At 70.6% G+C, this 25,294-nt stretch carries 21 protein-coding genes; 15 read left to right on the forward strand and 6 right to left on the reverse strand.

What is annotated here, in order from left to right; all coding sequences use genetic code 11:
- Positions 1-733: 733 nt before the first annotated feature.
- Entirely contained in the window at positions 734-877 is a 144-nt protein-coding gene (locus GZ998_RS12620) for a hypothetical protein (RefSeq protein WP_161923374.1), read from the reverse strand.
- A gap of 27 nt (positions 878-904) precedes the next feature.
- On the opposite strand from GZ998_RS12620, the gene GZ998_RS12625 reads away from it, so the two are divergent.
- Positions 905-2,014 carry a helix-turn-helix domain-containing protein gene (locus GZ998_RS12625; protein ID WP_219110116.1) on the forward strand — a complete coding sequence of 370 codons (1,110 nt, stop codon included), beginning with the start codon at positions 905-907 and terminating at the stop codon, positions 2,012-2,014.
- A 71-nt stretch (positions 2,015-2,085) separates the two neighbouring features.
- Here GZ998_RS12625 and GZ998_RS12630 read toward each other — a convergent pair whose 3' ends face one another.
- The gene (locus GZ998_RS12630; RefSeq protein WP_161923376.1) at positions 2,086-2,379 is read right to left on the reverse strand and encodes a DUF4235 domain-containing protein; all 294 of its coding nucleotides are present in this window, start codon (positions 2,377-2,379) and stop codon (positions 2,086-2,088) included.
- A gap of 437 nt (positions 2,380-2,816) precedes the next feature.
- Between GZ998_RS12630 and GZ998_RS12635 the strand changes: the two genes are divergently transcribed.
- From GZ998_RS12635 to GZ998_RS12645, 3 genes are all read left to right on the forward strand, one after another.
- Positions 2,817-4,004: a thiamine ABC transporter substrate binding subunit gene (locus tag GZ998_RS12635; RefSeq protein WP_219110118.1), complete on the forward strand. Its 1,188-nt coding sequence runs from the start codon at positions 2,817-2,819 to the stop codon at positions 4,002-4,004.
- Positions 4,005-4,092: 88 nt separating this feature from the next.
- A complete protein-coding gene (locus GZ998_RS12640; RefSeq protein WP_374939213.1) occupies positions 4,093-5,799 on the forward strand; it encodes an ABC transporter permease in 1,707 nt (568 codons plus the stop codon).
- 66 nt (positions 5,800-5,865) lie between these two features.
- On the forward strand, positions 5,866-6,963 hold the full coding sequence (locus GZ998_RS12645) for an ABC transporter ATP-binding protein (protein ID WP_219110122.1): 1,098 nt from the start codon (positions 5,866-5,868) through the stop codon (positions 6,961-6,963).
- Between the two features lie 117 nt (positions 6,964-7,080).
- Here the strand turns inward: GZ998_RS12645 and GZ998_RS12650 are convergent, their stop codons facing one another.
- Both GZ998_RS12650 and GZ998_RS12655 read right to left on the reverse strand, forming a co-directional pair.
- Positions 7,081-8,562 carry a hypothetical protein gene (locus GZ998_RS12650; RefSeq protein WP_162678826.1) on the reverse strand — a complete coding sequence of 494 codons (1,482 nt, stop codon included), beginning with the start codon at positions 8,560-8,562 and terminating at the stop codon, positions 7,081-7,083.
- Between the two features lie 91 nt (positions 8,563-8,653).
- Positions 8,654-10,219, reverse strand: a complete 1,566-nt coding sequence (locus tag GZ998_RS12655) for a hypothetical protein (protein WP_219110124.1) — start codon at positions 10,217-10,219, stop codon at positions 8,654-8,656.
- Between the two features lie 178 nt (positions 10,220-10,397).
- Here GZ998_RS12655 and purD point away from each other — a divergent pair, with 178 nt between their 5' ends.
- The 6 genes from purD (at position 10,398) to purQ (ending at position 15,244) form a co-directional block, all read left to right on the forward strand.
- Positions 10,398-11,651: a phosphoribosylamine--glycine ligase gene (gene purD, locus GZ998_RS12660; RefSeq protein ID WP_162678828.1), complete on the forward strand. Its 1,254-nt coding sequence runs from the start codon at positions 10,398-10,400 to the stop codon at positions 11,649-11,651.
- Positions 11,652-11,709: 58 nt separating this feature from the next.
- Positions 11,710-12,666 carry a phosphoribosylaminoimidazolesuccinocarboxamide synthase gene (locus GZ998_RS12665; RefSeq protein ID WP_219110126.1) on the forward strand — a complete coding sequence of 319 codons (957 nt, stop codon included), beginning with the start codon at positions 11,710-11,712 and terminating at the stop codon, positions 12,664-12,666.
- Positions 12,663-13,268, forward strand: coding sequence for a hypothetical protein (locus GZ998_RS12670; protein ID WP_161923384.1), 606 nt, complete (start codon positions 12,663-12,665; stop codon positions 13,266-13,268). Before GZ998_RS12665 ends, GZ998_RS12670 begins: the two co-directional genes overlap by 4 nt.
- On the forward strand, positions 13,265-14,134 hold the full coding sequence (locus tag GZ998_RS13260) for a PsbA protein (RefSeq protein ID WP_308807265.1): 870 nt from the start codon (positions 13,265-13,267) through the stop codon (positions 14,132-14,134). The genes GZ998_RS12670 and GZ998_RS13260 overlap by 4 nt, the downstream gene beginning before the upstream one ends.
- Positions 14,135-14,260: 126 nt before the next feature.
- Entirely contained in the window at positions 14,261-14,548 is a 288-nt protein-coding gene (gene purS, locus GZ998_RS12680; RefSeq protein ID WP_161923385.1) for a phosphoribosylformylglycinamidine synthase subunit PurS, read from the forward strand.
- Entirely contained in the window at positions 14,549-15,244 is a 696-nt protein-coding gene (purQ, locus tag GZ998_RS12685; RefSeq protein WP_161923386.1) for a phosphoribosylformylglycinamidine synthase subunit PurQ, read from the forward strand.
- Between the two features lie 466 nt (positions 15,245-15,710).
- On the opposite strand, the gene GZ998_RS12690 is transcribed toward purQ, so the two are convergent.
- Entirely contained in the window at positions 15,711-17,129 is a 1,419-nt protein-coding gene (locus GZ998_RS12690; protein WP_219110128.1) for a glycosyltransferase, read from the reverse strand.
- 208 nt (positions 17,130-17,337) lie between these two features.
- On the opposite strand from GZ998_RS12690, the gene GZ998_RS13265 reads away from it, so the two are divergent.
- The 3 genes from GZ998_RS13265 to purL all read left to right on the forward strand — a co-directional run bounded on the left by GZ998_RS13265 (position 17,338) and on the right by purL (position 21,439).
- Entirely contained in the window at positions 17,338-17,904 is a 567-nt protein-coding gene (locus GZ998_RS13265) for an NINE protein (protein WP_162678832.1), read from the forward strand.
- A 143-nt stretch (positions 17,905-18,047) separates the two neighbouring features.
- Positions 18,048-18,767, forward strand: coding sequence for a 2'-5' RNA ligase family protein (locus tag GZ998_RS12700; protein ID WP_162678833.1), 720 nt, complete (start codon positions 18,048-18,050; stop codon positions 18,765-18,767).
- A gap of 290 nt (positions 18,768-19,057) precedes the next feature.
- Positions 19,058-21,439: a phosphoribosylformylglycinamidine synthase subunit PurL gene (purL, locus tag GZ998_RS12705; RefSeq protein ID WP_219110130.1), complete on the forward strand. Its 2,382-nt coding sequence runs from the start codon at positions 19,058-19,060 to the stop codon at positions 21,437-21,439.
- Positions 21,440-22,306: 867 nt separating this feature from the next.
- Here purL and GZ998_RS12710 read toward each other — a convergent pair.
- A complete protein-coding gene (locus GZ998_RS12710) occupies positions 22,307-22,744 on the reverse strand; it encodes a hypothetical protein (protein ID WP_161923391.1) in 438 nt (145 codons plus the stop codon).
- Positions 22,745-23,100: 356 nt separating this feature from the next.
- On the opposite strand from GZ998_RS12710, the gene GZ998_RS12715 reads away from it, so the two are divergent.
- A complete protein-coding gene (locus GZ998_RS12715; RefSeq protein WP_219110132.1) occupies positions 23,101-23,538 on the forward strand; it encodes a cupin domain-containing protein in 438 nt (145 codons plus the stop codon).
- Between the two features lie 228 nt (positions 23,539-23,766).
- Entirely contained in the window at positions 23,767-25,104 is a 1,338-nt protein-coding gene (gene gdhA / locus GZ998_RS12720) for an NADP-specific glutamate dehydrogenase (RefSeq protein ID WP_161923393.1), read from the forward strand.
- Positions 25,105-25,294: the final 190 nt, after the last annotated feature.

The raw sequence follows: 25,294 nt of genomic DNA on the forward strand, positions 1-25,294 counted from the left end.
ACAACGCCTGTTAACGGCTTGCTGAAGGGCTGCGAGGTATACAGCAGGCCGTTAAGTAGCGTTGTTAACGCCTAACCGGCGTAGTAGACGCTTCAGCCACTGCGCCCCGAACATGAAAGAGTCGGGAATCGGTTCGGCTGTGTGGTTTGCGGGGCTGTTGCCGGTGCTCGTGGCGAGGGGCATTGCGTTGTAGGCGGCGGTGGGATGGGTGCATGGGGTCGGCGGGGGCCGGGATGAGTTGCGGCGCGAGGTAGCTGGAAGCTGGGGCGGGTCATGGTGCGGGGCCGGTCGAGTGAGTTTGCACGCATGCGGTTCGGGCGCGCGACCGGGATCGGCTTGATTCTGCGGTTTGGATTTTGTTGCGGGATGGTTGAGGGGCCTCCAGCGTGCAACGAGGGGTCCGCTGCACGCTGGAGGCTCAGGACCGGATTCTGCTGTTTTGAAGAGATCGGCGGAATCGCGGGAAAAAGTCTAGGAATGCGGGTTGTGAGGGAGAGGTTGTTGCGTGCAGTGCAGCCCCAGTGCCGTCTGGGGAACACGACCGTGGGCACCCGCCCGGAGCCCGGCCCCCAACGCAGCTCCAGCGGCGTTTGGACACAGGCGAGTTTCTCGCCCCGCCGAAGCCGATACGCTGCCTGCGCGTCGGTATCACCCGGGTGTGGGGCGGCCTTCTCGTGTCTGGCGGCGATACGCCGCCTGCGCGCTGGTATCACTGGCAACACGCGGGCGCTCCCTATACGCTGCGAGTGCGCAGGCTGATCACCACCGTCTGGGGATTCCCGTCAGCGCAGAGCTGGGAGCGTGCGAGCGCCTGCCAGCGCGCATTCGGGAGCGCCGCAGGCTCCTCGCCGTTGGTGGCGTTGCCACTGAAAAGCATGATCGCAATGGACCCTGGGGAACCATCATGAGCACACACCGGAAGACCGACGACCATCACGAGCCCGACGATCCCGACATTGCCCAGGCGATGCGGGCCCGCCGCCAGGAACTCGGCCTGAGCGTGCTGGAGATGGCTGCGCGCGCCGGCGTCTCCGAGCAGACCTGGCGCAACTACGAGGCCGGCCGCACCCAGGTGCGCGGCGACAAGCAGGCGGGCGTGTGGGAGGCCCTCGAATGGGAGCCGCCCATCCACGTGGCCGCCCTGGACGGCCTCCGCGCCGCCCTTCGGGGCGGCGCCACGTCGGCTGGCCCGGGCGGCGCGATGCCAATCGGTCCAGGCAGCTTCGGCCCCGGCTTCGACGGCCCGGGCGGATTCGGCACCGCCTTCGGCGTCCCTGGATACGACATCCCTGACGAGGCCTACGACCCCTTCGAAGGTCTCGACGCGGAGGACCTGGCCGCTCAGGCCGCGGCCGACCTACCCGTTCCCGACTGGGACGACATCCCTACCGTCCTGTCCGAGGTCTACTCCCCGCGGCTTGCACGTACACTCGGGGAGGACGCCGCCCGCTGCTTCGCCCTGGGGACCTTCCTGTTCGACATGTCCGTAGCCGAGGACCTCGAAGGCCTGGCCTCACTTCCCCGCGGTGCCCACCTGGGCCAGCTCGACGAGACCCACATCGGCTCCACCCTGCCGCAGCTGTGGCTGACCCGCTACGACTACGAGTTCGTCTTCCAGCTGCGCGGCACCGCCCGGGACATGACCCTGCGCCTGACCGACGCCGGCCCTGCGAGCGCTGAGCCGCTGGTACGCACCATGGCCGACGCCATCGTGCTCCATGACATCTTCAACCTCGGCGGTGTCATCGCCGACTCGCGTGGTGCCGGCATCGACGAGGACCGTTGGGAGGCCTGGGTGGACGCCCTGTCCGGCCCGGACCAGCCCGCTCACGCGCTGATCGCCATGGGCCTGGTCCCGCCCGCCGACGCGCCCGATCACTTCAACAACTGGTTCGCGCCGCTGCCGGCCCCCTTCATCCCTGACTGGGACGGCGCGCGCGACGGCTCCAGCCCGACGACGGCGCCGGCCGCCCCGGGCGACGCCACCGTCACCCCGCTGCGCCGCAGTCACTGACGGCGTCGCCGCCGTAGTCAATGGTGAAGTGACGCAACCGCAGGGGCGGCGATGGGTGTCACTGCCCGCCCTCAGGCCTCCAGCGCGGTCGCTTCGCCCACGCCCGGCACGACTCCGCTGCGGCGGGCGTGGATCTTGGCGGCCTGCCGCAGCGTCAGCTGCCGGGTCAGCGTCATGATCGCGCCGGATACCAGGGCGAAGGCAACAACCTCTCCGAGTCGGTAGCTGAGCACCTGATCCTCGTCCTGCGGCGCCGGCTTGCCGGTGACAGCCTTCCACCCCGCGGCCACGGCCCTCTCGGCGATAGCGCTCGAGGCCAGGAGCGAAAGAGCGGATGCGGCTGTCCAACCGAGACTGTTCTTCATGGTGACTACCCCCTGAAATCTGCTTGATGACTGGACACCTGACGGCGGCGACGGTAGGCGGGCCGCTCACCGCCCCGCCCCGATCCTGTCACACGGTATAGGGACCATATGCGTGGACTCACCCCACCTCGGGTTTTGCCCGGGTTTTTGCAGCGGCCTCGCAGGCGCTGTTCCGTGCCCCCGTCGGCTCCGGCCCGGAGCATTGGGCCGCGGCGCCCTGCGCAACGCAGCTGGCCGCCGCGCTAAGCTGGCCCCACAACGACAGGGGAGCGCCCCGTCGTCGGCGGGGCCGCCCCGCCCGCGGCCACGGCGCTGAGAGTGCGGGCAGCCGCAGACCCTCGAACCTGCTCCGGTTCGCACCGGCGAAGGAAGTCGAGATCTCCCCGGGCGCACCGACTGCGCCCGGGCCCTCCGGACCACCATCCAGGAGGAACATTATGAGCACCAGGAAGGCCGCCGTCCGCGCCGCCGCGTCACCTCTAACCGCCCCGTCCAACGGCGTCGCGCTTGCCGCATCGACGCGCAGCGCCCACCGGCTTGCCGCCATCCGCCCCAGCCGCCGCGCGCTGCTCACCGGAGGCGCCACCGCCGCCGTCGGCCTGGCGCTCGCGGCCTGCGGCTCCGGGACAGGCGGCTCCGGCACGAGCTCCACGGCCTCGGACGGTACCGTCACCGTCGTCACCTATGACTCCTTCGACCTGCCCGATGAGCTTATCGCCGCCTTCGAGGCAGACACCGGCTACACCCTGGAGATCGCCCGCTCCGGCGACGGCGGCGAGGTCGCCAACAAGCTGATCCTCACCAAGGACGCCCCGCTCGGCGACGCCGTCTTCGGCATCAACAACACCATGGCCTCCCGCATCCTCGCCGAGGGCGTCATCGACACCGACGTCGCCCTGAACCTGCCCGACGGCGCCGCTGACTACCTGGCGCCCTACATCGTGGACGACACCCCCGCGCTCGTGCCCATCGACTTCGGGGAGGTGTGCGTCAACGTCGACACCTTCTGGCTCTCCGACCACGGCCTGGAGGTGCCCGCCATCTTCGAGGACCTGACCGACCCCGCCTACAAGGACATGTTCGTCGCCATCAACCCCACCACCTCCTCCACCGGCATGGCCTTCCTGCTGGCCACCATCGGCCACTTCGGTGAGGACGGCTTCGCCCAGTACTGGAAGGACCTGGTCGCCAACGGCACCAAGATCGACGAGGGCTGGTCGGACGCCTACTACACCGACTTCACCGCCGGCGGCGGGGACGGCGCCTACCCGATCGTCGTCTCCTACTCCTCCTCGCCCGCCGCCACCCTCAACGACGACGGCATCGCAACCACCGCCGCCCTGCCACGCACCGCCACCCGCCAGGTCGAGTACGCGGGCGTGCTGGCCGGGGCCGCCAACCCCGACGGCGCCGCCGCCTTCGTGGCCTGGATGCTGTCGCGCGACGTGCAGGAGGCCATCCCCGACGCCATGTACATGTACCCCGTCGACCCCGACGCCGCCCTCGCGGACGACCTCGCAAACTTCGGTGCCACCGCGGAGGATCCGATCGTCGTCGACCCCGACGACATCGCCGCCCACCAGCAGGAATGGCTGACCACCTGGGCCCAGGCCGTTGGCCAGTGACGGTGGGAATGGAGGCCGGCCGGTGACGACGGCGCGTAACAAGTGCCGGTCTGGGCGTGTAACGAGTGCCGGTTTCGGCGTGTTACAAGTGCCGGTCTCGGCGGGGGCACGGGCGACGGCGGGGGAACGGATCGGCTGGGCCCTCGCCGTCGCCGTCCCGCTGGCCTTCCTCGGCGTGTTCTTCGCCTGGCCGGTGCTGACCCTCATCGGGCGCGGCCTGGCTCCCGACGGCGCCCTCGACCTGGGTGGCTTCGGCGAGGTGCTGACCCGGCCGCGCACCTGGCGGGTGATCGGCCAGACCCTCATTCAGGCCACCGGCGCCACCGCCATCTGCGTGGCCCTCGGCATCCCCGGGGCGCTCGTGCTCTACCGGCGCCGCTTCCCCGGCCAGGGCCTGCTGCGCGGCGTGGTCACGGTGCCCTTCGTGCTGCCCAGCGTCGTCGTCGGCACCGCCTTCCACGCCCTGGTGACCACCGGCGGGCCCCTGGGCGGGCTGCACCTGGACGGCACCCGCACCGCCGTGATCGCCGCCCTGGTGTTCTTCAACTACGGCTATGTGGTGCGCAACGTCGGCACCATGTGGTGCCGGCTCGACCCGCGCGCCGTGGAGGCGGCCCGCACCCTGGGCGCTTCCCCGTGGCGGGCGTGGCGCACCGTCACCCTGCCGAGCCTGCTGCCCGCCATCGCCTCCGCCGCCGCCACCGTCTTCCTGCTGTGCGCCACCGCCTACGGGGTGGTGCTGGTGCTGGGCGGCACCGGCGCGGGCACCATCGAGACGGAGATCTACCAGCTCACCGCCCGCTACCTGGACCTGCGGGCCGCCGCCGTGCTGTCGGTGGTGCAGCTGGTGGTGATCGCCGCCGCCCTGTGGGTGGGGGAGCGGGCCCGCCGCGCCCGCCAGGCCCACCTGGCGCTGCGCACCGATGTGCCCGCGACGCCGCTGCGCGTCGCCGACGCCCCGGCCCTGGGAGTCACCGCCCTGACCATTTGCGGTCTCCTGGTGGCGCCCATGGCGGTGCTGGTGATCCGCTCGCTGCGACGCGCCGGGCACTGGACGCTCGCCAACTACGCCGACCTGTCCACCACCGGCGGCGACAACGCCCTGCTCGTCTCGGTCTGGGAGGCGGCCGGCAACTCGCTGCGGGTGGCCGCGGCCGCCACGGTGATCTCCCTGACGGTGGGGGTGGCCGTGTGCCTGGTGCTTTCCCGCAATCCGCGGCGCCGCCTGCTGGCTCGCGGCATCGCCCTGTTCGACGCCGCCTTCATGCTGCCACTGGGGGTGTCCGCGGTGACGGTGGGCTTCGGCTTCCTGATCACCCTGGCGCCGACCGGGCTGACCCGCAGCTGGTGGATCCTGCCGCTGGCGCAGGCGGTGGTCGCCGTGCCGCTGGTGGTGCGCACCCTGCTGCCGGGCGTGCGGGCGATCGACCCGCGCCAGCGGGAGGTCGCGGCCACGCTCGGCGCCGGCCCGGGCCGAGTACTGGCCAGCGTGGACGGGCCGCACCTGCTGCGCGCCGCCGGCCTGGCCGCCGGCTTCGCCCTTGCCACCAGCCTGGGGGAGTTCGGGGCGACGTCGTTCCTCGCCCGCCCGCAAGGGCCGACGCTGCCGGTGGTCGTCTACCGGCTGGTCGGCTCCCCGGGCGCGCAGAACCAGGGCATGGGCCTGGCCGCCGGGGTGGTGCTGGCGGTCGGCGCCGCCGCCCTCATGCTCGCCTGTGAGCGCCTCCAGACCCCCGCCCGCCGCCGATCCGACCCACCCGCCCCCTCGCCGAGACCGGCACAAGTAACACACTGAGACCGGCACAAGTAACGCACCGAGACCGACACAAATGACGCCCGTCCACAACCCAGGAGAACCCGCATGACCGCTGCCCCTGCGGTTCCCGCGCCCGCCGACTCGGGCCTGAGCGTACGCGACCTGAGCGTCGTCTACCCGGCCGGGCGCGGAGCGGCGCCCCTGACCGCCGTCGACGCCGTCTCCCTCGACGTCCCGCGCGGCCAGATCCTCGCCCTGCTCGGGGCCTCCGGCTCCGGCAAGTCCTCGCTGCTGCGCGCCGTCGCCGGCCTGGAGGACATCGCCGTCGGCACCATCACCTGGGATGGGCACGACGTCGTCCCCGTCCCCGTGCACCGGCGCGGCTTCGGGCTGATGTTCCAGGACGGTCAGCTGTTCCCATTCCGCGACGTCGCCGGCAATATCGCCTACGGGCTGGCCGGGTTGCCGCGCCCAGAGCAGGCGCGCCGGGTGGAGGAGGTGCTCGACGTCGTCGGCCTGCCCGGCTACGGGGACCGGGCGGTGACCACCCTGTCCGGCGGGCAGGCGCAGCGCGTCGTCCTCGCCCGCGCCCTGGCGCCCCGCCCGCGGCTGCTGCTCCTGGACGAGCCACTGTCCGCCCTCGACCGCGCCCTGCGCGAGCAACTCGCCACCGACCTGCGCGCAATCCTGAAGGCGCAGGGCACCACCGCGCTGTATGTCACTCACGACCAGGACGAGGCCATGACTGTCGCCGACCGGGTCGGGGTCATGGAGGCCGGTCGGCTCCTACGAGTGGACACCCCGGAGCGGCTGTGGGCCGACCCCGGCAGCGCGCGAGTCGCCCGGTTCCTCGGGTTCGGGCCGCTGCTCGACGCCGACGCCGCCGCACGCCTGGGCTGGTCAGGTCTCCTGGAGGGACGGCCCGGGGAGTTACTGGCGCTGGCGCCCGGCGCACTGACCGCCTACGCCGTCGGCGGCGCGGGCGCGGGCGCCGACGGCGCAATCGGTGCGAGGGGCGGGGCGAGTGTGCGGGTGCCCGTTACCGCGGTGGGAATGCGCGGCGGGCAGCGTGTGATCGGGGTCGAGCTCGCAGGAGAGTCGGTCGTCGCCGTGCTGGCTCCCGACGGCGCTGAGCCGGTGCAGGCTGGGCAGGAGGTGAAGGTGCAGCTGGACTCGCGCCGCACCGCGGTAGTACGGGCGTGAGCGCGCGGCTCCGTCATATCTACCGACTTCGGCGGTTATATCTACCGACCTCGGCGGGGGTGGCGGGGCGGCGCGGGGGACGGAGGTGGGGGAGAGCGGGGAGAGCGGGGAAGAGCGTCAGTCGCCTAGGCGGGCGCGCGGGGCCCGCCAGATGCCGAAACGCTCGATCTCGGCCCGCAGCGCCGGCCGGGCGGCGATCTCATCCCATAGCAGCGTCACGCGTCGCATCCGGTCGTCAATGAGCATGACTACCTGGTGCTCGGTGTCGTAGCCGGTCAGCTGCAGGTGGGACATGTCCGCCCAGCGCACGGAGTCGCTGCCCGTGAGCAGCCAGGTGCCGGTGTGATCCCGCCGCCGTCCATGCCACAGAGCGGTCAGCGTGTGCTCGCCGACGAGCACACGCTCCGGCCTGGAGATGTCGCGCGCTGCCTGCGGGTTCCGGGGGAGCGACACCTCCAGGCGTGCGGGCTCATCGGGAACGGCCCAGATCAGGTAGCCGTAGCGGTCGGCCAGGGACTCCGTCTCACCGTTCAGGGGAACGTGTACCGAGGCACACAATTGATCGTAGGCGCGGCGCACCCCGGCGGTGGTCGGGTGCAGCTCGGCGCTGCGGCCGGTCAGGTGCAGGTGACGGTCGAGCGCAGCCAGCTCATCTGCCCCGAACTCATCCAGAGCGGCGTCGACGACGGCGTCCGGCACGGGCAGCGGGTTGTGGATCAGCTGCTCGATGATGCGGCGCAGCAGCATTGCGGTGGGTTCCTGCTGGCCTAGGTGCAGACAGCAGTAGGTGACATCGCGCAGGTCCACGACGCTCAGACCGAGGTCGTCGTACACGTTGAAGGCCCGCAGGGTCTTAAGTGTTTGCTGCGCCAGGGCGTGCATGGCCACGAGCGTGTTTGCCCCCGGCTCGCCGACCGCGCTCAGCAGCACGCGGCCGTCCTCGTTGCAGGGCAGCAGGGCGGGCCGCCTGTCGAGGTACAGGGGCGGGCGCGCCGGCGCCGTCCCGTAGGCGGGCTGAGCGGTCCAGCCCACGCCAACCAGGTATGGGTCGTCGGTGTCGAATACGTGCCGTACCTCGCCGCGGCGCGGGTCCAGGCGGGTGAGCAGGGCGCGTACGGCATTCCCGGCCTCCTCGCCGTCGGGCCCGTGGACGCGCAGGTTGCCGAGCGTGTGAGTATTGGTGCCGATGTAACTGGCCAGGTCCCGGTCCCAGGTGACGCCGGGGCGGGGTACGGGCTGGGCGTCTGTACTCAGTAGCCGAGGGTCTGCGAACAGCTCACCGAGGTGCGCCCAGGCGCGCAGTACGGCCTCGCGCTGTCCCCGCACGGCGATGGTGAGCCTGACGGCGTCGAAGCCGGCGTGCGCCTCGGGCACGGCGACCTCCCCGATGCCGACCTCCACCGGCCGCTGCAACTCTGCACGCAGCGCCCCGCACAGGCGCGCCAGGGTGTCGAGTGCGGCGGGCGGCTCGTCGGCGCCGCCGTAGTCCAGGCTTAGTCCCAGCAGCGCCTGCCCGGGCTCCCGGTCAACGCTGCGCACCATCCAGTCATGGCCCGCGAAGGACTTCCACTCGTGCTCGGGCTCGACGACGTCGCTCATCTCGGTTCACCTGCCTGACTGCGTGCCTGGATACTGGTTGCGGCCGGGTGCGGCGGGACAAGTGGCCCCGACTGGCCCCGGCGGGGCGCGGTCATTGGATAAGTCCGAAGGTACCGCGCGGCAGGCGCCAGATGCCGCGGCGTTCCAGCTCGGCGCGCAGCCCGGGTCGGGCGGCGACCTCGTCCCAGTACAGGTTGACGGTGCGCAACCGGTCGTCGATCAGCTCCAGGTACTGGTCGGAGGGGTCATAGCAGGCCATCACCAGGCGGGTGGAGTCCACCCACCGGTAGCCCATGGAGTGGTCTGGGTGCCAGCGTCGGGGCAGTCCTCGCTGCTCCCACTTGAACTGGTGCGTCTGTATCTGGTGGGCGGTGAGCTTGATGGCGTCGGGGTGGCCGTCGTCGCGCCGGTGCTGTGGCCCGTCATGGAGGAGGATGACGTCGCCTCCGGGCTCGTCGATGTGCTTCCAGAGCAGGTAGCCGGCCTGCTTCGCCAGTGGCTCGGTCTGATCGCGCAGCGGCAGGTGCACCGAGGCACGGATCTGAGCCAGGGCCCGCCGCACGCCGTCGGCGGTCGGCTGCACGTTGCCGGCCCTACCGCTGGTGCGCAGCCGCAGGGCGTCGTCGACCGTCTCGGAGGGGCCGTAAAGCTCCAGCGCCCGCTCGATGAGCGCCTCGGGCACGGGCTGGGGTCGGGCGACGACGGCGTCGTGCACGGCCATCACCTCCTCACCGCCCAGGCGGCCGTCGTTGGTGTTGAGCGCGAAGCAGCAGTAGAAGGCGTCCCGCAGGGTGATGAACTCGTAGCCGAGGCGTGCCTGCATTCCCATGCGGTCCAGCAGGTCGGCGATCAGGGACTGCATGACGAACCCGGCCACATAGGCGTCGGCGCCCGGGGTGGCGGTGGCGGAGAGCACTACGCCGTCGTCGGGCGGGCACAGCACCAGGGCCGGACGCCGGTCGAGGTAGACGGGCGGGCGGGTCGGAGGCGCCGCGGCGGGCGGGTCGGCCGTCCAGCCGACGCCGACCAGGGTGGGATCGTTGGTGATGAACACGTGCCGGACCTCGCCGCGGCGCGGATCCAGGTGGGCGAGCAGCTCACGCGACAGCAGTCGGCCCGCCTCGCCGTCGGGGCCGTGGATGGGCATGTCCGCCAGGTTCATGGCGGTCACGCCCGCATAGGTGGCCAGATCCCGGTCCCAGGCGTTGACCTGACGGGGGAGCAGCGGCGCATTGGCGGGCAGGTCCGGGCGGGCGAAGAGCTCTCCCAGATGCGTCCAGGCGCCGAGAACGGCGGCGCGGCGGCCGCGGATGCGCAGCCCCAGCATGGACGGCTCCAGCTCGACGGCGACCTCGGGCACCGAGACCTCGCCGACGCCGACCTCGATCGGGCGCTGCAACTCGGCGCGCAGCGCCCCGCACAGGCGGGCGGCGGCGTCCAGACGGGCGGGCGGCTCATCCACCAGGCCGTAGTCGAAGTAGGCGGCCAGCAGCAGCTGCTCGGGATCGGGATCGGCGAGCACCAGCCAGTCGTGGCCAGCGGCGCTGGCCCAGGAGCCGACGTCGCCGACGTCCGGGGGCGCGACAGGGCTGGGCGCGGGGGAAGCGCTCGCGGTGGGGGCGTTCGCAGGGCTGATGCCGTATCCGCCGTCGCTCATGGGGGTCCTTCCTGCGCCGCGGCCGGGAACCGCGCACACTCGCAGGCTACTCGGGTGAGCCCGCGCCGCCATGGGCAGCGGTGCCCACGGGCGAGTTGCCGACCTCGGCGGGGAACGGCGGGGCTGCTCCGGGACGGATCGACGCGACGGACGGGCGCCGGACGGCTAGGCTGGAGACGTGAAGATCCTGCTGCTGGGGTCCGGCGCGCGCGAGCACGCCCTGGCCCGCGCCCTCGCTTCCGACCCCGCCACCACCGAACTCGTCGTCGCTCCCGGCAATCCCGGCACGGCCGACATCGCCACCAACATCAAGATCGACCCCACCTCCCCGGAGGAGGTGGTGGACCTGGCCACCCAGATGGCCGCCGACCTGGTCGTCGTCGGCCCGGAGGCGCCACTGGTCGCCGGGGTCGCCGACGCCGTCCGTGACGCCGGCATCCCCGTCTTCGGGCCCGGCGCCGAGGCCGCCCAGCTGGAGGGCTCGAAGTCCTTCGCCAAGCGGGTCATGGCCTCGGCCGGCGTGCCCACCGCCGACTCAGTGACCTGCACCACCGAGGCCGAACTGGACACCGCCCTGCGTAACTACGACGCCCCCTACGTCGTCAAGGATGACGGCCTGGCCGCCGGCAAGGGCGTGGTGGTCACCTCCGACCTCGACGCCGCCCTCGCCCACGGGCGCGCCTGCCTGGCGAAGGAGAACGGCACCGTCGTCGTCGAGGACTACCTGGGCGGCCCGGAGGTCTCCCTGTTCTGCGTCTGCGACGGCGCCACCGTCCGCCCACTCGCCCCCGCCCAGGACTTCAAGCGGCTCGGCGACGGCGACGTCGGCCCCAACACCGGCGGCATGGGCGCCTACACGCCGCTGACCTGGGCCCCCGATGACCTGACCGAGCAGGTGCTGCGCGAGGTCGCCCAACCGGTCGTGGACGAGATGGCCCGCCGCGGCACCGCCTTCATCGGCCTGCTCTACTGCGGCCTCGCCCTGACCGACAAGGGCCTGCGCGTGGTCGAGTTCAACGTCCGTTTCGGCGACCCGGAGGCCCAGGCCGTCCTGGCCCGCCTCGACTCTCCGCTGGCGCAGCTGCTGCTGGCCGCCGCCACCGGCCGCCTGGCCGAGGTCCCCGCCCCGCGCTGGTCGGAGCAGGCCGCCGTCGACGTCGTCCTGGCCGCCCCCGGCTACCCCGGCACCGTCACCACCGGCGGCCTGATCACCGGCATTCCCGACGCCGAGGCCCTGGACGGCGTCCACGTCCTGCACGCCGGCACCGCCCGCGACGACGACGGCAACCTGGTCGCCTCCGGCGGGCGGGTGCTGTCCGTGGTCGCCCTGGGGGACACGGTCGCCGACGCCCGCGCCCGCGCCTACGAGGCCGTCGCCAAGATTCACCTCGACGGCGCCCAGTACCGCACCGACATCGCCGCCGGGCGCTGAGCCGACGCATTTGGTCGTGCCCATCGCCGCGGGCACCGGGCGGTGGCAGGATGGACTCATGAGCGTAACCAGCAGCCCTGACGCCGCCGCCCCGCCGGGAGCCGCACAGTCGCCGTCGGCCCCCGCCCTGCCCGGCTGGAGCCACGTCTCCTCCGGCAAGGTGCGGGACGTATACGCCCCCGCCGGTGTCGGCCCCTGGGCCGGGCGCGACGTGCTGCTTATTGTCGCCTCCGACCGCATCAGCGCCTACGACCACATCCTGTCCACCCCGGTGCCGGACAAGGGCAAGGTGCTCACGGCACTGTCCGTGTGGTGGTTTGAACAGCTGGCCGACATCGTCTCGAGCCACCTGGTGAGCCTGGACGTGCCGGCAGCGGTCGCCGGCCGCGCCATGATCTGCCGCCGCCTGGAGATGTACCCGGTTGAATGCGTCGCTCGCGGCTACCTCACTGGCTCCGGCCTCGCCGAGTACCGCTCCTCCGGCACCGTGTGCGGCCTGCCCCTGCCCGCGGGCCTGACCGAGGCCTCGCGCCTGCCCGAACCGATCTTCACCCCCGCCGCCAAGGCCGAGCTCGGCGAGCACGATGAGAACGTCTCCTTCGAACGCGTGGTGGACATGGTCGGCCGCGAGGCGGCCGAGGCGCTGCGCGAGACCACCCTCGCCCTGTACGCCCGCGCCGCCGACATCGCCCGCGACCGCGGCATCATCCTGGCGGACACCAAGTTCGAATTCGGCCAGGACCCCGCCACCGGTGCCCTGATCCTGGGCGACGAGGTTCTCACCCCCGACTCCTCCCGCTTCTGGCCCGCCGACGCCTGGGAACCGGGCCGCCCCACCCCCTCCTTCGACAAGCAGTACGTGCGCGACTGGCTCACCTCCCCAGCATCCGGCTGGGACCGCCGCTCCGGCGAGGCCCCTCCCGCCCTGCCCGACGACGTCGTGCAGCGCACCCGGCAGCGGTACCTGGAGGCCTATGCGCGCCTGACCGGCAAGCCACTGGACCTGGGCGCATGACTGCGCCGATGAGTTCCGGACCCGCCGTCGACGCCCCCGGCACGACCCGCAGCTTCCACCCCGGCCCCGGCTTCGTGATCGCGCTGGTCGCCGTCGGCGCGGTGCTGCTGCTGGCGCTGGCGGCGGCCGTCTCCAGCGCCTTCGGCGCCCGGGGGCTATCCGCCATCCTCGGCGGCGTGGCGCTGGTGATAGTTGGCCTCGGGCTGCTGCTACTGCTGCGCGTGCCCGCGCGAAGCCTCGTCGTCAACGCGCCCCGGCTACGGCTGGAGCGCAATCGGGCGCGGATGGCGCGGCGGCGTGGGACGCAGCAGGCCGCCGCGCCGGGGCGTCCGGAAGAAAATGCGCCGTTGACGGTGCCCGGCACCGACCTGATCATTCCGGACTCCGGCGGGCGTAGGGAGCTGATCACCCTCGACGTCGTGAGCGGGCCGCTGACCACCGCGCTGGCCGCCACCGGTGCGGGGCGGAAGGCCGACGAGCTGCTGGCTGGAACCACTGCGGGAGAGACGATGATCCGGGTTGCCCAGCTGCTCGCGGGCACGCTCGGCTTCCTGCTGCTCGCCCTCGGGCTCGCCTCGATCCTCGGGCAGGTGATCGCGTGACGCCGCTGCGCGACCGGCGCCCGGAGCATGAGCGCGGCCCCGTCGACTGGGGCACTGGGGCACGTGCCTCGGCCTACGCGGGAGACCGTGGCGGATACACGCATGCGGGCGTCGGCGGGGACACCGCGCCAGACGTGGACTGGGGGACCCCGATCGCCGATGACGCGCCGCGCACACGTCGGAGCGCTCCCGGGACCGATTGGGGCATAGGACGCGGCCCTGCACCCGTCACCACCGGCACGCCCGGACGGACTCCCTGGCCGCAGGCGGTGCGCCGACAGCGCCTGGCGGGTGTGCTGTTCGCGCTGGCCGGCCTGGCCCTGGCCACCTGGTCCGCGATGCACCTGGCCACCAACGCCGAGGCGGGGCATCCGTGGCTGCCGCCGTGGCTGGTGGTGGTGCTCGGCGGCGCCGGCCTGGTCTCCGCCGCCGGATACCTGGCCTGGGCCGGTGGCACCGCCGTGCGCAATGAGGCCGAGCGATGGGAACCCACGGTCGTGGACGCCGCGGCGGGACTGACCGACGGAACGGTTGACGTGGCGGACCCGCACCACCTGCTGCCGGCCTCAAGCACTGCGGAGCGCGCACTGCCCCCGGGACGGCAGGGCCCGGGCGTGTCCGGCGCGGACGGAGTGCGCGTGGACTCCGGGCCCAAGCCGGTGATGGGCACCTCCACCATGGACCAGTCGGTGCACGCCCCGGCGGGCGTTGCCGGGGCGGTCGGCGGGTTCATGCTCGCAGCCGCAGTGGTGTGCGCGATTCTGGCGCTGGTGCTGGGGACCGAGTGGCTGCTGGGTACCGTGGCGCTGGCGCTCGGCGGCATCCTCGCCGTCCGCCTGGCCGGCGACTGGCTCGGCACGATCTAACCCGCCGAGGTCGGTAGATATAACCGCCGAGGTCGGTAGAAGTTGCGGGCGGCGCCGGTTTGTGTGGTCGTGGGCGGGTAGGCTGAGCCTGGACCCGCTCCCGCCCGACCGCATCCAGGAGGACCGATGGGACGCATCGTCGTCGAGGTCATGCCCAAGCCCGAGATCCTTGACCCGCAGGGCAAGGCCGTCATGGGCAATCTCCCACGCCTGGGATTCGACCAGTTCACCGGCGTGCGCCAGGGCCGGCGCTTCGAACTGACTGTCGAGGGCCCGGTCACCGAGGAGCATCTGGCGGCCGCCGCCGAGGCCGCGGAGAAGCTCCTGTCCAACCCGATCATTGAGGACGTCGTCTCCGTCAGCGCCGCGCCGGCCGACGGCACGGACGCTACATCCAACTCCGAGGAGGCCTGAGTGACCCGCATCGGCGTCATCACCTTCCCCGGCACGCTCGACGACGTCGACGCCGCCCGCGCGGTCCGGCTTGCCGGGGCTGAGCCAGTCTCCCTGTGGCACAAGGACGCGGATCTTCACGGCGTTGACGCCGTGGTGGTTCCGGGTGGCTTCTCCTACGGCGACTACCTGCGCTGCGGCGCAATCGCCCGCTTCGCCCCCGTCATGGATGAGGTCATTGTGGCCGCCGAGCGGGGCATGCCCGTGCTCGGCATCTGCAACGGCTTCCAGGTGCTGACTGAGGCTCACCTGCTGCCCGGAGCGCTCATCCGCAACAACCACCAGAAGTTCATCTGCCGCGAGCAGCGCCTGCGCGTGGAGTCCACCACCACCGCCTGGACCAACCTGTTCGAGGAGGGGGAGGAGATCGTCGTCCCGTTGAAGAACGGCGAGGGCAACTTCATCGCGTCCCCCGACGAGCTGGACCGCCTGGAGGGTGAGGGGCTTGTCGTCTTCCGCTACCTGGACAACCCCAACGGCTCCGCGCGCGACATCGCCGGCGTGCGCAACCAGCGCGGCAACGTCGTCGGCCTCATGCCGCACCCCGAGCATGCGGTGGAGCCCGGCTTCGGCCCGGACTCTCCAGCCGGCGCCCGCCAGGGCGTAGACGGCCTGCGCCTGTTCCAGTCCGCCATCAGCGCGCTGGTCGGGGCCTGAGCATCACTCCGGTTCCGTTCGGCTCTCATCCACATTGCCTGTGGATAACTTCTTGTGAGCCAGACCTTGCGGGTCGACTGGCCCGGAGTGCGGACGCCGTCGGCGCGAGCGCCGAGGTTGCGGCCACACCGCCGGTAACCGGCTCACTGCCGCGGATGCGCCGCGAATCACTCGGCTCGCGCGCGGCAGTAAAAACGCGTCATTTCAACGATTTGACGGCGCCGTCGGCGTTGCGGTAGTGGGGCGAAAGCGGAGTCGGAGCGAGGCGCCGGGGCGCTCCCTGGATGCGCGGGCCTGCGCCCAGGAGCCAACCCACAGGTTGATCGGCGTCATTTCCGTCGTCTCCCGGGCTGTGCACAAAGCTGTGGAAAATTTCTGTGGATAACCTTGCGGGCGGCCCTGCGCGAGCCTGCCGGGGCAGTTGTGACAGGGGTCTCCCAGGACCGCCAAAGCCATGTGCTACTGGTCACTCCAGGGTGCGGGCGATGGCGTCCACCAGCTCCAGCAGGTGCCGGTCGGGCAGAAAATCCCGGCGCACCGACTCGTGCGCCGCCAACCCCATGTCACGGGCCCGCTCCGGGAAGCGCAGCACATCGGCGACGGCCTGCGCCCATGCGGCCCCATCGGCGGGGTCCACCAGAACGCCGTCGACGCCGTCGTCGATCTGGTCCTGGATACCTCCCACCGCGGAGGCGACCACGGGTGCCTTCTTCCACATGGCCTCAGCCACCGGCAGCCCGAAGGCCTCCACTAGGGAGCGCTGCGTGACCACATTGGCCACCCGCTGAACAGCGTTCACCACGATCGCGTTGACGTCCCGGTCATGCATGGGGATGGCCGCGATGTGCACGCGCGAGGCCACAGAGTCCGGCAGCAGGTCCCAGCGATCCAGCACCTCCCCCAGCACCGCAGCGGATTCAGCGTCGCGGTTGGGATCCGGGTCCGGCCCTACCAGCAGCAGGTGCGCATCTGCGGGCAGCTGGGCGACATTCTCCGCAAAGGCGTCTACCAGCTCCTTGCCGCCCTTCAGACGGTCCCAGCGGGACACCTGGGCGACCACGCGCACTCCCTGTGGCACAGGCAGCCCCGCGCCCGCCAGCGACGGCAGCTCGCCCAGGGAGTCAGGGCGCCCGTCCTCGTGCACGAAGGCCACGGCGTCGAAGGGGGGCTCGCCGTCGAACACACCCGCCAGGCGCGCCACCGACCAGGCCTCATCCAGGTCCAGCACCCGGTTCTTCGGGGAGTCGGGGTTGATCGAGGGGGCAATCACCACGCAGCGCTCAGGTTCCACGAAGGGCGGGCGGTAGTTGGGGCGGGAGACGACCACGAGGTCGACTTCCTCCAGGTAGCGGTCCAGGAAGGCCCACGCGTGCTGGCCGGTGTCGCCAGTGTCCTGGGCGCCCAGGTGGCAGCGCCAGATGACGGTTGCGCCGGCGGCCTTCAGCGCCTTCGCCAGGCCGGCCGTGGGCGGGTCGTGCAAGATCACCACGTCGCCGTCGCGGATCTCGTCGACGACGTTCTCCGCGTTGGAGGCGATAACGTGCTCGTAGATGTCGCGCTGCTTCTCCGCGAGCTTGCCGCCGTCGCCGCGGTCGCCGTGAATGCCGGCGTGCAGGCGCGCAGCGATCGTGTTGAACTCGCGCGGCGCGTCCAGCACCAGCCAGCGGGCGTCGATCCCGATGTCCAGCGCGTAGCCGACCAGCGGGGCGACGATCTCCGCCGGCCCCGACGCCGCTGCCGAGGTGGGCGTGATGGTCCAGACGGTGCGTCCCTCCAAGAGGGTTTGCGCCGCGGTGACGCCGGCACGCAGGCGTCGGGTAGCGACCTCATCCAGGTGGCTCTCGAGGTCCGACAGGGGGAGCGGGGCGACGTCGATGGTTCTCATGTCCCGATACTGCCCCAAACCCGTGTGATGCGCAGCACTTTCGACGGCGTGCCGTGCGCATCGACTTGTCGTGTGGCGCTCAGTCGCCGCTGTGCCCTTGCGCGGCGGGGCGGCGGGGCGTGAGGGTAGCGGCATAACAAGTGCACGTGGGCTGCGCCGACCCGCAAACGTGCCCTCCGCCCTCGTCGTTTCTGAAGGGAACCTAGTTATGAGCCAGACTCCGAGTACCCCTTACCCAGGCCAGCCGTATTCCGCGCCGCAGCCTGCCGGATACGGGTCGGGTTCTGGCCCCTACGGGCCTGCCGCGATGCCCGGCTATGCGCAAGCGGCGCAGGCTCCTGCCTACGGCAATGGGCAGCCGGGCTACAGCCAGCAGCCGTATGCGCAGCAGACGGCGTACCCCAGCCCCGCCTACAACGTCCCGTATGGGCAGGCGGAGTACATGCAGCCTGGCTACACGCAGCGCAAGTCGAAGGCCGCGGCGGCGGTGCTGGCCTTCTTCCTCGGCGGCGCCGGCGTGCACAACTTCTACCGTGGACAGACCCGTCGGGGCATCGCTCACCTGTGCCTAATCGTCGCGATGATCGCGCTGTTCGTTATCGGCGGCATCATCATTGTGGCGAATACGGATGACTACGGATACACGCCGGATGGGCCCTCCATCGCGGCCGGATTCACGTTCTTCTTGTCCTGGACCGTCGTTGCTGCTAACAGCATCTGGGCCTTCGTCGAGTTCATCATGATCCTGGTCTCCGACGACGGCAGTCTCGAGTGAAGGCGCGCCGCGTCGTCTCCGCAAGGTAATCGCCGCCGAGGTCGGTGGAAGGTACGTGCCGAGGTCGGTAGATGTGGCTGTCCGGGCGGGTTTTGGCGGCGCGGTGATCCGGGTCGGTTACTCTTCCGCTGAAGGAGCCGATTGTGGAGACACTGCATGGGTTCGACGAGCGCGTCGGGGAGTTTCAGGTCAACTCGGTCCCCGGCGAGCCGGTATTCGGGCTGCCCGCGTCGCTGGAGGAGAAGGTGACGCCGCGCGTCGGCGTGCTGCGGCCCTTCTATGGGGACACGATCGCCTACTTCCTCGACGATCGGGTGCGGGAGCTAGCCGGGGAGATCGCACATGATCTCCACGGTCGTTTCGGCGAATCGCTGTCGCGGCCGCTGCCCACTGAGATGGCGCATGTGACGCTCCACGATCTGCATGCCGGCCCGGACCGGGCGCAGGTGTGGCCCCTGGTGGAGGCCGACGCGGGGAAGGCCGCAGAGCTGGTTGCGCGGGCGCGCGCGGTCGGTCCGATCCGCACCAGGTGCACGACGGTCTTCAATCTGGTGAACACGAGCGTCGTCGTCGGGATCAGAGCGGCGGATGAGGACGAGCACCGCAAGCTGCTTTCGGCTCGTGCCCTGTTTGACGAGATCGTCCCCTCCGGGCCGTTCACGCCCCACATCACGCTTGCCTACTACCGGCCGACGGCGCCCACGCCGCTGGCGCCCGGCGCACTGCGCGCCGCGCTCAGCGAGTTCACCGCACGGGTCACGGGCACGCCCGTCATGCTCGCCCCCGAGCGTCTGCACGTACTGCACTTTGACTCGATGGGCAACTACTGGCCGGCTCAGTTGTTGCCCTTGGCGCCGTCGTAGTCCGCGGCCGGGCGCGTGCGCACCGCGTCGGGGCGCACGGGGGTGCAGCGGTGGCTGCGACCAGGAACCGTTAACGCAGCAGGCGGGCGGGGCCTCAGCGGCAACCGACCTCGGTACGTAACGTCTACCGGTCTCGGCATGTAACGTCTACCGGTCTCGGCATGTAACGTCTACCGACCTCGGCGGAGCTGGAGGGGTTGGAGGAGTTGGAGGAGATGGAATGGAATAGGTGCGAGGCCGCTCCGCCGGGTAACCTCTAACCCGGTTCCACCGCCCACCCAGGAGCAGCCATGTCCGCCGTCGAGCCCAACGCCGTGACCGAACCCGCCCGCCCCGCCGACCACCCCGATACCGTCGCCCACGCCGCAGCGACTCCCGACCAGGCGATGCCCTACCGCGAACTCGGCCTCAAGGACGAGGAATACGACTCCATCAAGACCATCCTCGGTCGCCGTCCCACCGCCGCGGAGCTGGCCATGTACTCGGTGATGTGGTCCGAGCACTGCTCCTACAAGTCCTCCAAGCTCCACCTGCGCCAGTTCGGGGAGAAGACCACGCCCGAGATGCGCGAGCACCTGCTGGTCGGCATGGGGGAGAACGCCGGCGTCGTCGACATCGGCGACGGCTGGGCGGTCACCTACAAGGTCGAGTCCCACAACCACCCCAGCTTCGTCGAGCCCTACCAGGGCGCCGCCACCGGCGTCGGCGGGATCGTGCGCGACATCATCTCGATGGGCGCCCGGCCCGTCGCCGTCATGGACCAGCTGCGCTTCGGCGCCGTCGACCACCCGGACACCGCCCGCGTGGTGCACGGGGTGGTGGTCGGCGTGGGCGGCTACGGCAACTGCCTGGGCCTGCCCAACATCGGCGGCGAGACCGAGTTCGACTCCTCCTACCAGGAGAACCCGCTCGTCAACGCCCTGTGCGTGGGCGTGCTGCGCCACGACGACATCCACCTGGCCAACGCCTCCGGCGCGGGGAACAAGGTGGTCCTGTTCGGTGCTCGCACCGGCGGCGACGGCATTGGCGGTGCGTCCATCCTCGCCTCGGAGTCCTTTGAGGACGGCATGCCCGCCAAGCGGCCCAGCGTGCAGGTGGGCGACCCCTTCATGGAGAAGGTCCTGATCGAGTGCTGCCTGGACCTGTTCGGCGCCGACCTGGTGCTCGGCATCCAGGACCTGGGCGCCGCCGGCATCTCCTGCGCCACCAGCGAGCTGGCCTCCAACGGCGACGGCGGCATGCACGTGGACCTGGAGAACGTGCTGCTGCGCGACCCGACCCTGACTGCCGGGGAGATCCTCATGAGCGAGTCCCAGGAGCGGATGATGGCGGTCGTCGCTCCGGACAAGCTCGACGACTTCATGGCGGTGATCGACAAGTGGGACGTCGAGGCCAGCGTCATCGGCGAGGTCAACGGCTCCGGGCGACTCACCATTGACCACTTCGGGGAGCGGATCGTGGACGTCGACCCGCGCACGGTCGCCCACGAGGGGCCGACCTATGACCGCCCCTACGCCCGCCCGGCCTGGCAGGATGCCCTGAACGCCGACACCTCCGATGACCTGCCCCGCCCCGAGACGGTCGCGGAGCTGGCGGAGCAGGTGCGCGCCGTCGTCACCAGCCCCAACCAGGCCTCTACCGCCTGGGTCACCGACCAGTACGACCGCTTCGTGCGCGGCGCCACCGCCCTGGCCCAGCCCGACGACGCCGGCGTGATCCGCGTGGATGAGGTCACCGGCCGCGGGGTCGCCATTGCCACCGACGCCAACGGCCGTTTCACCAAGCTCGACCCGGCCACCGGCGCCGCGCAGGCGCTGGCCGAGTCCTACCGCAACGTGTGCACCGTGGGCGCCCGCCCGCTGGCCGTCACCGACTGCCTCAACTTCGGCTCCCCGGAGGACCCCGACGCGATGTGGCAGCTGGTCGAGGCGATCACCGGCCTGGCCGACGCCTGCCGCGAGCTGGGCGTGCCCGTCACCGGCGGGAACGTCTCCCTGTACAACTCCCACGGCAAGGTCAAGGGGCTGCCCGACTCCTCCATCAACCCGACCCCCGTGGTGGGTGTGCTCGGCGTGATGGACGACGTGCGCCGCGCCAACCCCTCGGGCTGGCAGGAGGAGGGGCTGGCCATCATCGCCCTGGGCGAGACCCGCGACGAGCTGGACGGTTCGGCCTGGACGCGCGTGGTGCATGATCACCTGGGCGGCCTGCCGCCGCACGTGGACTTGGAGGCGGAGGCCGCGCTCGGGCGCGTGCTGGTGGCGCTGAGTGAGGTGGACCTGCCCGATGGTTCCCGGCTGGTGCGCGCCGCCCACGACCTGTCCACCGGCGGGCTGGTGCAGAGCCTGGTCGATGCCTGCCTGCGCTTCGGCGTCGGCGCGGCCATCGACTTGGCGGCTGTGCCCGGCGACGTCGACGACTTCACCGCGCTGCTGTCCGAGTCCGGTGCCCGCGCCCTGGTGGCGGTGCCCGAGGGTGCCCTGTCGGCGGTGGCCGCTGCGGCCGAGGCGGAGGACGTGGCCTGGGGACGCCTGGGCACCACCGGCGGGGACATGCTCGTAGCCACCGGCACCGATCTACTGGCCGACGGCGGGTCCGGCCGCCCGCTGGTGCTGGACCTGGATGAGCTGCGCGCGGGTGTGGATGCCACCCTGCCGGCGCTGTTCGACTGAGGCCGCCCGGGAGGGCGTTGAGGGAGAGGGTGTTTCGCGAGGGCGTTTAGAACGCCGGTTCGCGGTCTGTTACGCCGGTTCGGGGTCTACTACGCCACTTAGGGGTTTGCTGAATGGCTCGGAAGCCTTCAGTAGGCCGTTAACCGGCGTTGTTAACGGCGAAGTGGCGTAGTAGATGTCCGGAGTGGGGGTGAGCGTCTACGCGTTGTGCTTGGCGGGGTATTCGTGGTGCCGGGCAGCGGTTGCGGAAATGGTGGTAGGCGCTGTTTCACGACCTTGGGCCGCACTGCACGACCTTGGTGCGTGTTGTACGACCTCCCCGGGGTCGTGGAATGTGCACCAAGGTCGTGGAACGTGTCCCGGGGCCTGCGGTTCGTACGCCTCCGCCGTGGAAATTGGCGTTTGCTGAGAGCACCACGAATCATCCCGGAGACATGTGTGGAGCATCGCGGCTGGTTTGAAGGCTCTTCCGGCTCAGGGGGTGTGGTGTTGGATTCCGGCGTGGCGGGCGCGTGGGGTAGCCGACGATGTTGGCTATGACGGTTCTGGTATTGGCGTGCCCTCGGCTGCTTGAGGGGGCCGGCCCGCGGTGGCTCTCTGTTGGTGCTCGTTCCGGTGCGTGGCGGCCCGAAGTGTCCAGATCTATGACAAACGAGGTAGGAGGCGGCAGCGACGGCGAACAGAACGTTGGAATCATGCGGGTGTCAGATCGGCACCAGCGGCCGCGAGCGGTGTTTGTCATCAATTTTGACAACCACAGGAGCATCATTCCGCCCCCGCCGCTGGGCACCCGGACACCACCCGCCAGTACCCAACCCACCAGGCACGCGCCACGCCCACAAACCAGGAGAGCCTGATCGGGTGTGATTACACCTCGTACCTGATGCCGATGCTTTCATTGAGGTTGTTGACCAGGTCTCGGATGGCGCGGAGGAGGACGACGCCGAACACGAGATTGACAACCCATCCGCGCGTCCACCAGACGTATTCGATCGGCCACAGCCCGTAAAGGATCGTCCAGGTAACTAGCGAGGCGGTGAGCGTGACGGCGGCCAAGATCGCTCCCCAAATGGCGGCGCGCAGTGCTTCCGTATCCAGAAGGACGAAGCAGGAGACAAGGCCGAGGATGCACAGAAGAATGGTCGAGTTCGAATACGCCTCCGCAATTAGGGCCACCAGGTCAGTGCCGTCGGAGAACTCCTCGTCAAGGCGTAGGACGACCTGCAGCAGCAGCGCCAGAGACCATGCGGCGACCGTCCACCATTCGGCCCGTCGACGTCGTGGAAGTCGGGTTGGCTCCTGCAAGAGGATTGGGTCGACCGATGGCGATCCCCACCGCTTACTGTCGGTGCGGCCGTGGCTGGACGAGGAGGTCCTGGAGCTCGAGGGAGTGGACCTTGAAGAGTCAGTGGCGCTCATACCGGGATCATGCCAGTCGGCGATGCCGACGGCAGCGTGGACGTACCGAGTGCTGCCGCAGCCTTGGCCGATCTCGGCACGTAACGTCTACCGACCTCGGCACGTAACGTCTACCGACCTCGGCGCGTAACGTCTACCGATCTCGGTGGGGGATGGGGAGCCCGCTTGGGGCCTGGCTGGAGCGGGGCGGCGCTCCTAGCCTGAAGGTGCGCGGCCGTCCGGGCCGCGGGAGAGGAACCACCATGACCGCCACCACCGACGAATCCGTCTTCGCCGCCGAGAACGTCTTCGGCAAGGGCGAGCTGAACGCCGCCTTCGCCCAGTACTTCATCGGCGATAGCTACCTGAACAACCTCGTCGACGACCCCGAGTGCGCCGTCGGCATCCACAACGTCACCTTCTCACCCGGCTGCCGCAACAACTGGCACATCCACCACGCCACCTCCGGCGGCGGCCAGGTGCTCATCTGCACCGCGGGCTCCGGCTGGTACCAGGAGGAGGGGCGCGACGCCGTCTCCCTCGAGCCCGGGTCCGTGGTATTCATCCGTGCCGGTGTCAAGCACTGGCACGGCGCCAAGGCCGACTCCTGGTTCTCCCACATCGCGCTAGCGGTCCCCGGGGAGAACACCTCCAATGAGTGGCTCGAGCCCGTCGACGACGCCGCCTACGCCGCTCTGTGAACGGCTCCTGCAGTACTCGCGGCCCTGATCTCATCCTGCGTCCAACATGGGGTCGAAGCCTGAGATGTTTCGTCTCAGTTACCCCCGGGGTGCGACGCTAGCGCCCAGCGCGGGACGCCCGCTCTGCTCAACGAGGTGCTCCTGCGCCGCTATCGCAACCACGTCAAGCCCCGAGGGCCGCGGTAGGTGATACTGACTGGTGATTCAGACAGGTGAAGGAGATCCCGCATGCAGGATGTTGTCGAGAAGGTTTATGAGCAGGTTGTGGCCCGCAACCACGGTGAGGCTGAGTTCCACCAGGCCGTCCGTGAGGTGCTGGAGTCGCTGGGCCCAGTCATCGCCAAGCACCCCCACTACGCCGAGGATGGCCTCCTGGAGCGCATCGTGGAGCCGGAGCGGCAGATCATGTTCCGTGTGCCGTGGGTGGATGACGCCGGCGCCGTACACGTCAACCGCGGCTTCCGCATCGAGTTCAACTCGGCACTGGGTCCCTACAAGGGAGGCCTGCGCTTCCACCCGAGCGTAAACGCCGGCATCATCAAGTTCCTCGGCTTCGAGCAGATCTTCAAGAACGCCCTGACCGGACAGGGCATCGGCGGCGGCAAGGGCGGCTCCGACTTCGACCCCCACGGCCGCTCCGACGCCGAGGTGATGCGCTTCTGTCAGTCCTTCATGACCGAGCTGTCCCGTCACATCGGCCCCAACACCGACGTCCCCGCCGGTGACATCGGCGTCGGCGGCCGCGAGATCGGCTACCTGTTCGGCCAGTACAAGCGCCTGCGCAACTCCTACGACGCCGGCGTGCTGACCGGCAAGGGCCTGGCCTGGGGCGGCTCCTTGGCGCGCACCCAGGCAACCGGCTACGGCACGGTCCTGTTCGCCCAGTCCATGCTGGCCACCAAGGGTGACTCCCTGGAGGGCAAGAGGGTTGCTGTCTCCGGTGCCGGAAACGTCGCCATCTACGCCATTGAGAAGGCTCAGCAGCTCGGCGCCAAGCCCATCACCTTCTCCGACTCCTCCGGCTACGTGGTCGACGAGGCGGGCGTGGACCTGGAGCTGCTCAAGCAGGTCAAGGAGGTTGAGCGCGGCCGCGTCGCCGACTACGTCTCCCGCCGACCCGGCGCCCGCCTGGTCACCGAGGGCCGTCCCTGGGACGTCCCGGTCGACGTCGCCCTGCCTTGCGCCACTCAGAACGAGCTCGACGCGGACAGCGCCACCACCCTGCTGCGGAACGGCTGTGCGGTAGTCGCCGAGGGGGCCAACATGCCCTCCACGCCGGAGGCCATCGAGGCGTTCCAGGCCGCCGGCATTCTCTACGCTCCCGGCAAGGCCTCCAACGCGGGTGGCGTGGCTACCTCCGCCCTGGAGATGGAGCAGAACGCCGGCCGCACCCGCTGGGACTTCGCCACCGCGGAGGCCAAGCTCACCGGCATCATGGCCGACATCCACGACTCCTGCGTAGAGGCCGCCGAGACCTACGGTCGCCCTGGTGACTACGTCCTGGGCGCCAACGCCGCCGGCTTTACCCGCGTGGCCGACGTCATGATCGCCCATGGCATCGTCTGAGCCTGGGCGCGTCGTGCGCGCCGCTGCTGTTCTGCCGGAATAGCCTCCTCGGCCATTCTGGTAGGCGGGGGTCACCCAATCGGATGAGCCGATCGGCGGTTGCGGCGAGCTGCCGGATCACCCAGACGTCACGGTTCCGGCCACCCGGAGCAGGGAGACGGCGCCCAGCCGCCTGGTCGCAGGCGGCTGG

Source organism: Actinomyces sp. 594 (genome assembly GCF_019325145.1).
Classification (GTDB): Bacteria; Actinomycetota; Actinomycetes; order Actinomycetales; family Actinomycetaceae; genus Actinomyces.

Coding starts and splice junctions, on each gene's coding strand:
- GZ998_RS12620 (WP_161923374.1), bottom strand. CDS start 877: ATGCTTTTCAGTGGCAACGCCACCAACGGCGAGGAGCCTGCGGCGCTC.
- GZ998_RS12625 (WP_219110116.1), top strand. CDS start 905: ATGAGCACACACCGGAAGACCGACGACCATCACGAGCCCGACGATCCC.
- GZ998_RS12630 (WP_161923376.1), bottom strand. CDS start 2,379: ATGAAGAACAGTCTCGGTTGGACAGCCGCATCCGCTCTTTCGCTCCTG.
- GZ998_RS12635 (WP_219110118.1), top strand. CDS start 2,817: ATGAGCACCAGGAAGGCCGCCGTCCGCGCCGCCGCGTCACCTCTAACC.
- GZ998_RS12645 (WP_219110122.1), top strand. CDS start 5,866: ATGACCGCTGCCCCTGCGGTTCCCGCGCCCGCCGACTCGGGCCTGAGC.
- GZ998_RS12650 (WP_162678826.1), bottom strand. CDS start 8,562: ATGAGCGACGTCGTCGAGCCCGAGCACGAGTGGAAGTCCTTCGCGGGC.
- GZ998_RS12655 (WP_219110124.1), bottom strand. CDS start 10,219: ATGAGCGACGGCGGATACGGCATCAGCCCTGCGAACGCCCCCACCGCG.
- GZ998_RS12665 (WP_219110126.1), top strand. CDS start 11,710: ATGAGCGTAACCAGCAGCCCTGACGCCGCCGCCCCGCCGGGAGCCGCA.
- GZ998_RS12670 (WP_161923384.1), top strand. CDS start 12,663: ATGACTGCGCCGATGAGTTCCGGACCCGCCGTCGACGCCCCCGGCACG.
- purS (WP_161923385.1), top strand. CDS start 14,261: ATGGGACGCATCGTCGTCGAGGTCATGCCCAAGCCCGAGATCCTTGAC.
- GZ998_RS12690 (WP_219110128.1), bottom strand. CDS start 17,129: ATGAGAACCATCGACGTCGCCCCGCTCCCCCTGTCGGACCTCGAGAGC.
- GZ998_RS13265 (WP_162678832.1), top strand. CDS start 17,338: ATGAGCCAGACTCCGAGTACCCCTTACCCAGGCCAGCCGTATTCCGCG.
- purL (WP_219110130.1), top strand. CDS start 19,058: ATGTCCGCCGTCGAGCCCAACGCCGTGACCGAACCCGCCCGCCCCGCC.
- GZ998_RS12715 (WP_219110132.1), top strand. CDS start 23,101: ATGACCGCCACCACCGACGAATCCGTCTTCGCCGCCGAGAACGTCTTC.
- gdhA (WP_161923393.1), top strand. CDS start 23,767: ATGCAGGATGTTGTCGAGAAGGTTTATGAGCAGGTTGTGGCCCGCAAC.